At 68.6% G+C, this 12,233-nt stretch carries 11 protein-coding genes; 4 read left to right on the plus strand and 7 right to left on the minus strand.

Annotation, left to right across the window (positions count from 1 at the left end):
• Positions 1-13 precede the first annotated feature (13 nt).
• Genes AC07VM_RS05245 through arfA form a run of 4 tightly spaced genes read left to right on the plus strand, consistent with a single transcriptional unit; the run spans position 14 to position 4,791 of the window.
• Positions 14-1,351: an extracellular solute-binding protein gene (locus tag AC07VM_RS05245; RefSeq protein WP_494910252.1), complete on the plus strand. Its 1,338-nt coding sequence runs from the start codon at positions 14-16 to the stop codon at positions 1,349-1,351.
• Positions 1,348-2,295: a carbohydrate ABC transporter permease gene (locus AC07VM_RS05250; RefSeq protein ID WP_267416112.1), complete on the plus strand. Its 948-nt coding sequence runs from the start codon at positions 1,348-1,350 to the stop codon at positions 2,293-2,295. The genes AC07VM_RS05245 and AC07VM_RS05250 overlap by 4 nt, the downstream gene beginning before the upstream one ends.
• Positions 2,295-3,218 carry a carbohydrate ABC transporter permease gene (locus AC07VM_RS05255; RefSeq protein WP_494910253.1) on the plus strand — a complete coding sequence of 308 codons (924 nt, stop codon included), beginning with the start codon at positions 2,295-2,297 and terminating at the stop codon, positions 3,216-3,218. Before AC07VM_RS05250 ends, AC07VM_RS05255 begins: the two co-directional genes overlap by 1 nt.
• Before the next feature lie 49 nt (positions 3,219-3,267).
• Entirely contained in the window at positions 3,268-4,791 is a 1,524-nt protein-coding gene (arfA, locus tag AC07VM_RS05260) for an arabinosylfuranosidase ArfA (RefSeq protein WP_494910254.1), read from the plus strand.
• 91 nt (positions 4,792-4,882) lie between these two features.
• On the opposite strand, the gene AC07VM_RS05265 is transcribed toward arfA, so the two are convergent.
• The 7 genes from AC07VM_RS05265 to AC07VM_RS05295 form a co-directional block, all read right to left on the minus strand.
• Positions 4,883-5,818, minus strand: a complete 936-nt coding sequence (locus AC07VM_RS05265) for an Ig-like domain-containing protein (RefSeq protein WP_494910255.1) — start codon at positions 5,816-5,818, stop codon at positions 4,883-4,885.
• 128 nt (positions 5,819-5,946) lie between these two features.
• Entirely contained in the window at positions 5,947-6,111 is a 165-nt protein-coding gene (locus AC07VM_RS05270; protein WP_494910256.1) for a hypothetical protein, read from the minus strand.
• A gap of 4 nt (positions 6,112-6,115) precedes the next feature.
• Positions 6,116-7,603, minus strand: a complete 1,488-nt coding sequence (locus AC07VM_RS05275) for an MFS transporter (protein ID WP_267416115.1) — start codon at positions 7,601-7,603, stop codon at positions 6,116-6,118.
• 188 nt (positions 7,604-7,791) lie between these two features.
• Complete coding sequence (locus tag AC07VM_RS05280; protein WP_494910257.1) at positions 7,792-8,982, minus strand: bifunctional 2-methylcitrate synthase/citrate synthase; 1,191 nt, start codon at positions 8,980-8,982, stop codon at positions 7,792-7,794.
• A gap of 2 nt (positions 8,983-8,984) precedes the next feature.
• Positions 8,985-9,887 (minus strand): methylisocitrate lyase, encoded by a 903-nt coding sequence (gene prpB / locus AC07VM_RS05285; protein ID WP_267416117.1) that lies wholly within the window; start codon positions 9,885-9,887, stop codon positions 8,985-8,987.
• Positions 9,887-11,413, minus strand: coding sequence for an MmgE/PrpD family protein (locus tag AC07VM_RS05290; protein WP_494910258.1), 1,527 nt, complete (start codon positions 11,411-11,413; stop codon positions 9,887-9,889). The genes prpB and AC07VM_RS05290 overlap by 1 nt, the downstream gene beginning before the upstream one ends.
• A gap of 3 nt (positions 11,414-11,416) precedes the next feature.
• Positions 11,417-12,082, minus strand: coding sequence for a GntR family transcriptional regulator (locus AC07VM_RS05295; protein ID WP_494910259.1), 666 nt, complete (start codon positions 12,080-12,082; stop codon positions 11,417-11,419).
• Positions 12,083-12,233 lie beyond the last annotated feature (151 nt).

The following is a 12,233-nucleotide window of genomic DNA, read 5'->3' on the forward strand; positions in this document are numbered from 1 at the left end:
CGAAGGAGTGACGATGACGCCCCCACTCGATCTGTCTCGAAGGCAGTTCCTGGCTGCCGCCTCGGTCGCCGCGGGCACGGCCCTGCTCGCGGGCTGCGCCCCGGGTGCCGCCCCTGGCTCCGGCCCCCAGACCCTGCAGTTCTGGCACCTGCTCAGCGGCGGCGACGGCGTGACGATGTCGCAGCTCCTCGACGAGGTGAACGGTGCGCAGAGCGCCTTCCGGATCCGCCCCACGGTTCTCGCCTGGGGCACGCCGTACTACACGAAGCTCGCGATGGCCGGCGCCGGAGGCCGTGCGCCCGACGTCGCGATCATGCACGCCACCCGCACGGTCGGCTGGGCGCCGGGCGGCCTCCTCGACCCGTGGGACGTGGACCGGCTCGCGTCCCTCGGCATCGACAGCTCGACCTTCCCGAAGCCGATCTGGGAAAAGGGCTTCGTCGGCGACGGCATGTACAGCATCGCCCTCGACGCCCATCCGTTCGTGATGATGTTCAACACCGACATCTGCGACGCGGCCGGGGTCCTCGACAGCGACGGTCGGCTCGAGGAGACCTCCTCCCCCGAGGAGTTCCTCGACCAGCTGCGCGCGGTCGGCGGCCAGGCGGAGGGGCACGCGCTGTCCTACGGCTACCTCGGCGACGGGGCGCAGATGTGGCGCCTGTTCTACACGTTCTACTCGCAGCACGGCGCCGCCATCGAGCTGCCGCCCGGCGGGCCCGCGGCGATCGACAAGGACGTGGCCGTCGAGTCGCTGACGCTCATGCGCACGCTCCTCGACGGGGAGATCGCCCTCGCCCAGGCCGACTACGGCAGCGCGATCGCCGAGTTCGCCACCGGCAAGAGCGGCATGCTCTTCACCGGGGTGTGGGAGCTGCGCACCATGCAGGCCGCGAAGCTGCCCTTCGACGCCACGATGATCCCCACGCTGTACGGCACACCGGCCGTCTACGCCGATTCGCACTCGTTCGTGCTCCCGCACCAGACGAAGGCGGATCCGGTCCGGCGCGACCTCACCTACGCCTTCGTCGCCGACATGCTGAAGGGATCGTTCGGCTGGGCGGAGGCCGGTCACATCCCCGCGTTCCTTCCCGTCACGGAGTCTCCCGCGTACGCCGACCTCGTTCCGCAGGCGCACTACGCCGAAGCGGCCCAGCACGTCGTGTACGACCCGACCGCGTGGTTCACCGGCTCCGGCTCGAACTTCCAGGGCGAGTTCGGCGCCGCCGTGCAGGGCGTCCTGCTCTCGGGCGACGACCCCGCCGCGGCGATCGACCGGTTCGAGGCGCGGGTCAACACCCTGCTCCGACAGCCGAACCCCGCAGATCCCGAAGGGACGTTCGCATCATGACGACCGCCACGACCTCCACCCGCGCGATCGTCACGGGTTCGCGTGCCGCGACACCCGCGCGCAGAGCAGGTGCCCGCAACCGCGAGCAGCTCATCAGCTGGGCGTTCCTCGCCCCGTTCCTGATCGCGTTCGTCCTGTTCCTCGCCTGGCCCATCGTGCACGGCATCATCCTCAGCTTCACCGATCAGTCGCTCACCGGGGCGGGTGGCGCGTTCATCGGCTTCGCCAACTACGCCGAGGCGCTGACCGACCCGAAGATGTGGCAGTCGATGGGGAACACCGTGTGGTTCACGCTGCTCTCCACCGTTCCGCTGGTCGTGATCGCGCTGGTCATGGCCGCCCTCGTCGACCGCGGCATCCCCGGCCAGTGGCTGTGGCGGCTGTCGTTCTTCATGCCGTTCCTGCTCGCCTCGACCGTGATCTCGCAGATCTGGGTCTGGATCTTCAACCCGCAGGTGGGCGCCGCGAACAACATCCTCGAGTTCTTCGGGCTCGAGCCGATCGCCTGGCTGCAGAACCCCGACACGAACATGCTGTCGATCGTGATCGCGACCGTGTGGTGGACCGTCGGCTTCAACTTCCTGCTGTACCTGGCCGCGATGCAGAACATCCCGCCGCAGCAGTACGAGGCCGCGTCTCTCGACGGGGCGGGAGCCTGGCGGCAGTTCTGGTCGATCACGCTCCCCCAGCTGGGACCGGCGACCGTCCTGATCCTGATCCTGCAGATCCTCGCCTCCCTGAAGCTGTTCGACCAGGCGTACCAGATGCTCGGCGGGGTCGCGAGCGACACCACCCGCTCGATCGTGCAGTACATCTACGAGGCCGGCTTCGTCAGCTACCGGTTCGGCTACTCGGCCGCCATCTCCTATGTGTTCTTCGCCCTCATCGTCATCCTGGGCATCGCGCAGGCCCTGATCACGCGCCGCCGGAAGGAGCAGTTCTGATGTCCACCGTCACCGCCGACGCCGTCGCCACCCGAACCGAATCGATCACCACGGCCGGCAAGCGACGCCCTCGGCGCCCGCACCTGCCCGGCCAGAAGCCGTTCGGACCGCTCCGCATCGCCGCGTTCCTCGTCCTGCTGCTGCTCGCGATCGGCTGGCTGCTGCCGTTCCTCTGGGCCGTGGCGACCGCGTTCAAGACCGAGACGGATGCCGCGTCCGGCGACCCGGGCTGGATCGGCGCCTCCGGTCCGACCATCGAGGCGTTCACGGCGATCCTCTCGCAGGGCAACGTCTACACCTGGGCGTTCAACAGCCTCTGGACCTCCGTCGCCATCACGCTGATCACGCTGACGATCTCGGCGCTGGCCGCCTACGCCTTCTCGCGGCTGGACTTCACCGGTCGGAAGTGGCTGTTCGTGGTGATCATCGCCTCGATCGTCGTGCCGCCGCAGGTGCTGATCATCCCGCTGTTCTACGAGATGCTCGCGTTCAACCTGATCGACACGTACTGGGGCCTGATCCTGCCGCAGGTGGTCGCCCCTGCGATGGTGTTCATCCTGAAGCGGTTCTTCGACGCGATCCCCATCGAGCTCGAAGACGCCGCCCGGGTCGACGGCGCCAGCCGGTTGCGCATCTTCTGGTCCATCGTCCTGCCGCTGTCCCGCCCGATCATGGCGTCCGTCGGGATCTTCGTCTTCATCGCCGCGTGGAACAACTTCCTCTGGCCGTTCCTCGTCATCAACGACACGACGCTGATGACGCTGCCGGTCGGCCTGCAGACCGTGATCAGCGCCTACGGCGTGCAGTACGCGCAGGTCATGGCGCAGGCCGTGCTCGCGGCGCTGCCGCTCATCGTCGTGTTCCTCATCTTCCAGAAGCAGATCGTCAAGGGAGTCGCGACGAGCGGCTTCGGCGGCCAGTAGCCGCCACGACGGCATCCGATCCCTTCCCCGGCCACTCACAAGGAGAGCAATGTCCCAGGCCCGCATCACCATCGACCGCGACTTCACGATCGGCGACGTCCCCCGAAGACTCTTCGGCTCGTTCGTCGAGCACATGGGCCGCTGCGTCTACACCGGCATCTACGAGCCCGGCCACCCCCAGGCCGACGCGCGCGGATTCCGGCAGGACGTGCTGGCCCTGGTGAAGGAGATGGGACCGACGGTCGTCCGCTACCCCGGCGGCAACTTCGTGTCCGGCTACCGCTGGGAGGACGGGGTCGGCCCCGCCGAGGATCGGCCCGTCCGGATCGACGGCGCCTGGCACACGATCGAGACGAACGCGTTCGGCCTGCACGAGTTCATGGACTGGGCGCGGGAGGCCGACGTCGAGGTCATGGAGGCGGTCAACCTCGGCACCCGTGGCGTCGAGGAGGCGCGTGCCCTCGTCGAGTACGCCAACCACCCCGGCGGCACGTACTGGTCGGACCTGCGGCGGAAGAACGGCGCCGAGCAGCCCTTCGACATCAAGCTGTGGTGCCTGGGCAACGAGCTGGACGGCCCGTGGCAGATCGGCGGGAAGACGGCGACCGAGTACGGCCGCCTCGCGCAGGAGTCGGCGAAGGCGATGCGGCTGATCGACCCCTCGATCGAGCTCGTGGCGGTGGGCTCCTCCGGTCGCTCGATGCCGACCTTCGGCACGTGGGAGCACACGGTGCTCACGCACGCCTACGACGAGGTCGACTTCATCTCCATGCACGCCTACTACCAGGAGCACGACGGCGACGCCGAGTCGTTCCTCGCCGAGTCCGTCGACATGGATGCGTTCATCGAGGGCGTCATCGCGACGATCGATGCCGTCAAGGCGTCCGGCAAGCACACGAAGCAGGTCGACATCTCGTTCGACGAGTGGAACGTATGGGACCAGGTGAAGTACAACGACGTCGAGGCCGGCGAGATCGAGAAGGCGGGCTGGCGGCAGCATCCGCGACTCATCGAGGACACCTACTCGGTGACGGATGCCGTCGTCGTCGGCACCCTCCTCAACAGCCTGCTGCGCCACGGCGATCGAGTGAAGATCGCCAACCAGGCGCAGCTCGTGAACGTGATCGCCCCGATCCGCTCGGAGGAGGGCGGGGCCGCCTGGCGCCAGACCAGCTTCTGGCCGTTCGAGCGCATGGCGCGTCTCGCGAAGGGCCGCATCCTGCGGCTCGCGGTGTCGGCCCCGCAGATCGAGACCAAGCGCTACGGCGGGGTCGATGCCGTCGACGCCGCCGCCACCTGGGACGAGGCCACCGGGCGGCTCGTGGTCTTCGTCGCCAACCGCTCACTCGATGAGGAGAGCGACCTGACCGTCGAACTGCGCGGCCTCACCGGTCTTCGCGTCGTGAAGGCAGAGACGCTGACGATCCCGGAGGGTGGCGACCGCCATACCTCGAACCTCGAGACCACGCAGGATGCCGTGCACATGGTGCCGCTCGCAGCGGCCGAGGTCGTCGACGGCGCGGTGCGCGCGACGCTTCCGCCGCTGTCGTGGTCGGTGATCGAACTCGCCTGAACGGTCTCTGTCGAATCGCGCGGATCGCGTCCGAACGTGAAGAAGCCCGGTATCCGCAGATACCGGGCTTCTTCACGTCAGCGTTCGCGGGTCAGGCCTCGGCCCTCCGCCGACCACGCGTCGCGAGGACGAGACCCGCGGTCAGCAGCGCGAGCGCGGAGGCAACGCCGGCAAGCGGCGCGAACGAGTCGAGACCGGTCGCGGCGAGTTCCTCTTCATCACCCGGTGCAGCTGCGCCGCCGTCGTCATCGCCCCCGCCGTCGACGGGCTCAGGGACGCTCACGAAATACAGCGTGGTCGTGGCGGAGGCGACCCCGTCGACGACCTGGTTCGCTTCGATCGTGAAGACTCCCCCATAGCTGAGGCCACCGAAGTCGACCAGCCATTCGCCGTCCACGACCGTCACCGCGAAGCGAAGGTCGTTACCGCGACCATCGATCCTGACGTTCACCGTGGCGCCCTCGATGCCCGTGCCGGAGACGTTCAATGGGGTCTGGTCGTAGGGGAAGACCTGACCGTCCGCGATCGACGTCACGACGGGAGCCGCCGGAACGACAGAGAAGGCCGACGTCGCTGCCGACGAGGTCTCCACGTCGTCGGCCTGCGTGACGACGATGCTGTGCGCGCCGTAGCCGAGGTCGATTCCCGTGACGGTCCAGTCGCCTGAGGCGTCGACGACGGTCGTGCCGAGCTCGGTACCTTCACCGTCCTCGACGACGATGCCGGCGTTCGGGAGACCTGTTCCGCTGATCTGGGTGACGGGCGCCGTGATCGTCTGGCCGTTCGCGGGAAAGGTGATCAGCGGGGCCGCGACCGCGGCAGCGGCGACGAGCTGCTCGTCGGCGGTCTCTGCCGGGCCGGTGTCTTCCGAGCTCGTCACCTCGGGAGCGTCCGACGACTCTCCCTCGGCGGGCGCTGCGGGCTCGGCGGTCTCCGACGTCGTCGCCACCGGATCCGAAGACGGTCCTGCGGAGTCGTCGGCGAACGCCGGCGCCGCGATGAAGAGCCCTGAGAGAGCGATGGTCACGGCGGCGGCGATAGCCAAGGGGCGTCGCGCTGTCCCTCTGTTCTTCATGTGGCGCAGATCCTCCATGGTCGTGGAACGCCGTGGACGGCGATCACCGAAATACTAGTCAGCGCGCGACTGTTATTCCATTAAATCGAAGAAAGTGCGCCGGCCTGCTCGATCACGTCCGCCGTCCTCTCGGTCACCCGCGCCGCGAACAGAGGCGTGAAGGTGCAGGCGTCGAAGCGACGATCGATGCGGTCAAGGCGTCCGGCACCCACACGAAGCCTGACGGGCACGTTCCACGTCGTCACGGCGCTACGAGCTCTTCCCGCTGTCGGGCGAGACGCCCTTCTCCGCCGGTTCCACCAGGGAGAGCGGATCCGCGATGTCCTCCAGCGACTTCCCCGCGGCACTGACCCCGAAGATCCCGCAGACGATGCCACCGAACATCATGATCGCCGCGCCGAGCACGTAGCCCCAGAACAGCGGTCCGCGGTCACCGCTCTCGGCGCTCTGACCGATGAGAGCGCCGTAGAGCACCGGCGCGATCGCACCGACCAGCTGCCCGATCGAGAAGATGTAGGAGATGACCTGGCTGCGCAGCTCCAGGGGGAAGATCTCGCTGACCGTCAGGTACGCCGCCGAGGCTCCGGCGGAGGCGAAGAAGAACGAGGCGCACCAGAATGCCGTGTGCGTCGCCGCGTTCAGCACGCCCGCGTTGAAAAGGAAGGCGCTGACCAGGAGGATGAGGCCGGCGAGCATGTACGTGCCGAAGAGCATCCGCCGGCGACCCCAGGTGTCGAAGAAGTGCCCGAGGATGAGCGCCCCGGCGAGGTTGCCCACGGCGAAGACGATGAAGTACTGCGACGCGGAGGCCGGCGGGGTGTCGTAGAAGTTCTCGAGCACGAGCGCGTAGGTGAAGAAGATCGCGTTGTAGAGGAACGACTGCGTCACCATCATCGTGATGCCGACGAGGGTGCGCCGCGGGTACTTGCGGAACAGCACCTTGGCGATGAGCAGGAACGGCACCCGGCCGTACTCCTTGACCGTGATCGCCTTGCTCTCATCGACCGGCGGGATCGTCTTGCCCTCCTGGCGGATGCGCTCCTCGATCTGGTCCACGTTGCGTTCCGCGGCCTCTTCCCGACCGTGGGTCATCTGCCACCGCGGGCTCTCCGGGATGTGCCGGCGCAGCCAGATGAGGAGGAGGCCGAGCACCGGACCGAGGAAGAAGCTGAGACGCCAGCCGACGTCCTCCGGGAGGATGTCGGTGTTCAGGAAGAACACGTTCGCCACCGCACCGAGTGCCGCGCCGCCCCAGTACGTGCCGTTGATCGCGATGTCGACGCGCCCGCGGTACTTCGCCGGGATGATCTCGTCGATGGCCGAGTTGATGGCCGCGTACTCGCCGCCGATGCCGGCACCCGCGACGAATCGCCAGATGTAGAAGAACCAGGGCGCGAAGGCGAGACCGGCGACGGCGGATCCGACCAGGTAGACCACCAGGGAGACGAGGAACAGCTTCTTGCGTCCGAGGCGATCGGTGAGCCGTCCGAACACCAGCGCGCCGAAGACCTGCCCGAGCAGATAGCACGTACCGGCGAGTCCCACCTCGGCCGGGCCCATCCCGAGAGTCGCGGCGTATCCGTTCGCGGCGACGATCTGCACTTCGAGGCCGTCGAGGATCCACGAGAAGCCGAGCCCGACGACGATCAGCCAGTGGAACCGCGACCAGGGCAGCCGGTCCATGCGTGCGGGGACGAGCGACTTGACCTCCTTGACGGCGGCGTCGGATGCGGACATGGACCCTCCTTCGTCGGCGGGCGGGATCGCCCCGGCATCTGTCTTACTCCTCCGCATGGACCCGCCGCACCGGGTTGACCGCGGACCGCCGTCACGCTATCGCCCGCGGATCCGGGAACGCGAAAGGCCCCGACACGCAGAGGTGTCGGGGCCTTTCCGTCGTCGGGCGACGGCGGCTCGCGGTGGCCTCAGCCGGCCGCTTCCTCCGGACGCTCGAGCACGTCGATCGCCGCCGTGTCGGGCACGTACTCCTCGATGTGCCTCTCGTCCGGTCCGTCGTAGGCCGACAGCGGACGGATCAGCGCGTTCGACGCCTGCTGCTCGATGATGTGGGCCGTCCACCCCGTGATGCGCGCCGCGACGAAGAGCGGCGTGAACGTCAGCGTGTCGAAGCCGATCAGGTTGTACGCCGGTCCGGACGGATAGTCGAGGTTCGGGTAGATGGACTTGCGGGCGACGAACTCGCCCTCCAGCTTCTCGTACAGCTCGGCGACGGCCGGCTTGTCGTAGTGCGCGACGAGGGAGTCGAGAGCGGCCTTCATCGTCGGCACGCGGGAGTCGCCGCGCTTGTAGACGCGGTGGCCGAACCCCATGATCTTGCGCTTCTCGGCGAGCGCCTTGTCGAGCCATCCCTCCACCCGGTCGGCCGAGCCGATCTCGTCGAAGATGTGCATGACGGCCTCGTTCGCCCCGCCGTGCAGGGGCCCCTTGAGGGCGCCGATCGCCCCGACGACCGCCGAGTACAGGTCGCTCAACGTCGATGTGATCACACGCGCCGTGAAGGTCGAGGCGTTGAACGAGTGCTCCGCGTAGAGGATCATCGAGCGGTTGAACGCGTCCACCACGACCGGGTCCGGCTCCTCGCCGAACGTGATCCAGAGGAAGTTCGCCGCGTAGTCGAGGTCGTCGCGCGACTCGACCGGCTCGAGTCCGCGACGCCGGCGCTGACCGTACGCCACGATCGCCGGAAGCGCGGCGAACAGGGTGAGGCTGCGCTGGAGGTTCTCCTCCGGCGTGCCGACCGCGTCGAGGACGTTGGCGATGCCGGCGGTCTCGATCGCACCGATCACGCTCACGGCGGTCCGCACCTCGTCCATCGGGTGGGAGTCCAACGGCAGCCGGTCGATCGCGTCCTTGACGACCGGCGCGAGGGCGCGGTTCGCGCGCTCGGTGACCCGGAAGGCCGCCAGCTCCTCCGGCGTCGGCAGCTCGCCGTTCCAGAGCAGGTACGCGACCGCCTCGAACGGCTGCGTGGCCGCGAGCTCCTGCACCGGGTAGCCGCGGTACAGCAGGCTGTTCGTCTCGGGGTTGACCTTCGAGATCGCCGTCGTGTCGACGACGACTCCCGCGAGGCCCTTCTTGATGTCCGGCTCGGTCATGGTCACTCCTTCGTGATGGTGAAGTTGAAGACGCCGGAGTCGAAGTGGTTGTACGACTCGTAGTCGATCAGGTCGTAGAGATCGGCGCGGTGCTGCATCTCGCCGAGCTTCGAGGTCAGGTGCCCCTCGTCGTTCAGCGTATCGAGCGCGCGGCCCGCCGCGCCCATCGAGATGCGCAGCAGCGAGACCGGCCAGATGACGAGGTTCACGCCGGCATCGCGCAGCTGGTCCGTGGAGAACAGCTCGCTCTTGCCGAACTCGGTCATGTTCGCCAGGATCGGCACGTCGAGCGCCTCGGCCATGGCCTCGAACTCGGCCAGTGTGCGCATGGCCTCCGGGAAGATCGCGTCGGCCCCGGCGTCCACCAGCGCCTTGGCACGGTCGATCGCCGCGTCCAGCCCCTCGATCGCGCGGATGTCGGTACGCGCCATGATGAGGAAGTTCTCGTCACGACGGGCGTCGGCGGCGGCGCGGATGCGCTTGATCGCGGTGTTCTCGTCGACGACCGCCTTGCCGTCGAGGTGACCGCAGCGCTTCGGGTTGATCTGGTCCTCGATGTGCGTGCCCGCGAGCCCCGCATCCTCGAGCTCCTGGATCGTGCGGGCGACGTTCATCGGCTCGCCGAAGCCGGTGTCGGCGTCGACGATCGCGGGGAGGTCGGTCATGCGGGCGATCTGCTTCGCCCGACCGGCGACCTCCGTGAGCGTGGTGAGGCCGATGTCGGGCAGCCCCAGGTCGGCCGAGAGCACGGCGCCGGAGATGTAGACGCCGTCGAAGCCCTTCTGCTCGATCAGGCGCGCGCTCAGCGGGTTGAACGCGCCGGGGAAGCGCAGCAGCTCGCCGCTCGCGAGGCGCTCACGGAACAGCCGGCGCTTCTCGGCGGGGGTGACGGTGGAGTACAGCATCAGAACAGTCCCGCCGGCGCCGGAGCGGCCTCGAGCAGCCCGGGCTTCGCGACGATCGACAGCTCGCCGACCTCGGCGGCCGTGAGCTCGGGCAGGCGCTGCACGAGGGCGAGGAACCGCTCGATCTCGGCGGGCTCGAGCACGGGCTCCGCCAGCAGACGGAACTTCGCGATGTAGTTCTCGCGGGCGAACGGACGGGCTCCGAGCGGGTGCGCGTCGGCGACGGCGATCTCGTCGACCACGGTCGAGCCGTCGGTCAGGCGGATCTCGACGCGACCGCCGAACGCCTTCTCGGCGGGGTCCTCCGAGTGGTAGCGGCGCGTCCACTCGGCATCCTCCGCCGTGGTGATCTTGTGCCACAGCGCGACGGTGTCGGCGCGGCCCGCACGCTCGGGCGTGTAGGAGTCGACGTGGTGCCAGCCGCCGTCCTGCAGCGCCACCGCGAAGATGTAGGGCACCGAGTGGTCCAGCGTCTCGCGCGACGCGGTCGGGTCGTACTTCTGCGGGTCGTTCGCGCCCGAGCCGATCACGTTGTGCGTGTGGTGGCTGGTGTGGATGACGATCTGATCGATGTTCGCGGGGTCGCGCAGCGCCGGGTTCTCGAGCCCGAGCTTGCGGGCGAGGTCGATGAGCGCCTGCGCCTGATACTCGGCCGAGTGCTCCTTCGTGTACGAGTCGAGGATCGCGCGCTTGGGCTCGCCCGCAGCGGGCAGCGGCACGTCGTAGGCCGCGTCCTTGCCGTCGAGCATCCAGGCGATCACGCCGTCTTCGCCTTCGTAGATCGGGGCCGGGCTGGTCTGCCCGCGCATCGCCCGGTCGACTGCCTCGACGGCCATCTTGCCCGCGAACGCCGGAGCGTGCGCCTTCCAGGTCGAGATCTCGCCCTTGCGGCTCTGGCGCGTGGCGGTGGTCGTGTGCAGTCCCTGGCCGACGGCCTGGTAGATGGTCTCGACGTCGAGGCCGAGGAGGGTGCCGATGCCGGCGGCGGCCGACGGGCCGAGGTGGGCGACGTGGTCGATCTTGTGCTTGTGCAGGCAGATCGCGCGCACCAGGTCCATCTGGATCTCGTAGCCGGTGGCGATGCCGCGGACCAGCGCCCGACCGTCCTTGCCCGTGTGCTGCGCCACGGCGAGGATCGGCGGGATGTTGTCGCCCGGGTGCGAGTACTCGGCGGCGAGGAACGTGTCGTGGTAGTCGAGCTCGCGCACGGCCACGCCGTTCGCCCAGGCCGCCCACTCCGGGCTGGTGCGGTGGTCGAGCGCCGCACCGAAGAGGTTCGCGCCGACGCCGCCGGTCGAGACGGGGTGGCTGAACGCCTGCGCGCGGGCCGCGTTGATGGGACCGCGGGTGAGGGAGGCCGCAGCCACCGACGCGTTGTCGATGATGCGGTTGATGATCATGTCGACGACGTCCTGCTCGACCTCGACCCCGTCGGCGGCGACCTCGGCGATCTTCCAGGCGAGCTGGTCTTCCCGGGCGAGGTTCTCGTCGCTGCGGTGCACACGGACGTGGTGGGTGACGGTCATTGCTTATCCTTCACTGTTGCTGTCGGGGAGGGAGTCGAGGATGCCGGCGAGCGCGTTGTGCAGATGCACGTGCGTGGCGTGGGCGGCGAGGTCGCCGTCGCGGGCGGCGAGCGCCTGAGCGATGGTGCGGTGCTCGCCGGCGGAGGCGGCGAGGCGAGCGGGCTTGTCACGCGCCATCCGGCGCACCCGCACGAGGTGGGTCCGCACGGTGCGCAACGCCGAGGCGATGTAGTCGTTGGCGACCGCGGCGTCGAGCGCGGCGTCGAACCGGGCGATCAGCGCGTAGTACGCGTCGCGGCCTTCCGCCCCGTCGAGGTCGACCTGCGCGAACTCGTCCGCGAGCGCGGCGAAGAGTGCGGCGTCTCCTCGGGCGGCGGCGAGACGGGCCGAGCTCTCCTCGAGTGCGCGGCGGATCTCGAAGAGGGAGCGGATGTCGTCGGCGTCGAGGTCGGCGACCACGGTGACCCGCGGCGACTGCTGCACGACGAGCCCGTCGGCGATGAGGCGACGCAGCGCTTCGCGCATCGGCGTGCGGCTCACGCCCAGCCGCTCGGCCTGGTCGACCTCGCCGAGCACGAAGCCGGCCGGAAGGGCACCGGACTGGATGTCGTCGAGCAGGGCCGCATACGCGCGATCGCTCGCGGAGGTGCGTTCGACGGCGAGGGTCATGCCCTCAGTGTATACATAAACCGGCCCCGGTCAGGCCTCAGATGAAATGATCGATTCTTTCGTATACATTCATCGTGCCTGCCGTTTCATTGATGCAGCGTGCGCATCAGTCCTGCTTGGAGTATGGGTGCCAGTCGACCAAGAGCGCCGA

The organism is Microbacterium sp. GW821-FHT01D02 (assembly GCF_059422585.1).

Bases quoted from the DNA above. Each gene is read 5' to 3' on its own strand.
- AC07VM_RS05245 (WP_494910252.1), top strand. From the start codon at position 14: ATGACGCCCCCACTCGATCTGTCTCGAAGGCAGTTCCTGGCTGCCGCC.
- AC07VM_RS05250 (WP_267416112.1), top strand. From the start codon at position 1,348: ATGACGACCGCCACGACCTCCACCCGCGCGATCGTCACGGGTTCGCGT.
- AC07VM_RS05255 (WP_494910253.1), top strand. From the start codon at position 2,295: ATGTCCACCGTCACCGCCGACGCCGTCGCCACCCGAACCGAATCGATC.
- arfA (WP_494910254.1), top strand. From the start codon at position 3,268: ATGTCCCAGGCCCGCATCACCATCGACCGCGACTTCACGATCGGCGAC.
- AC07VM_RS05275 (WP_267416115.1), bottom strand. From the start codon at position 7,603: ATGTCCGCATCCGACGCCGCCGTCAAGGAGGTCAAGTCGCTCGTCCCC.
- AC07VM_RS05280 (WP_494910257.1), bottom strand. From the start codon at position 8,982: ATGACCGAGCCGGACATCAAGAAGGGCCTCGCGGGAGTCGTCGTCGAC.
- prpB (WP_267416117.1), bottom strand. From the start codon at position 9,887: ATGCTGTACTCCACCGTCACCCCCGCCGAGAAGCGCCGGCTGTTCCGT.
- AC07VM_RS05290 (WP_494910258.1), bottom strand. From the start codon at position 11,413: ATGACCGTCACCCACCACGTCCGTGTGCACCGCAGCGACGAGAACCTC.
- AC07VM_RS05295 (WP_494910259.1), bottom strand. From the start codon at position 12,082: ATGACCCTCGCCGTCGAACGCACCTCCGCGAGCGATCGCGCGTATGCG.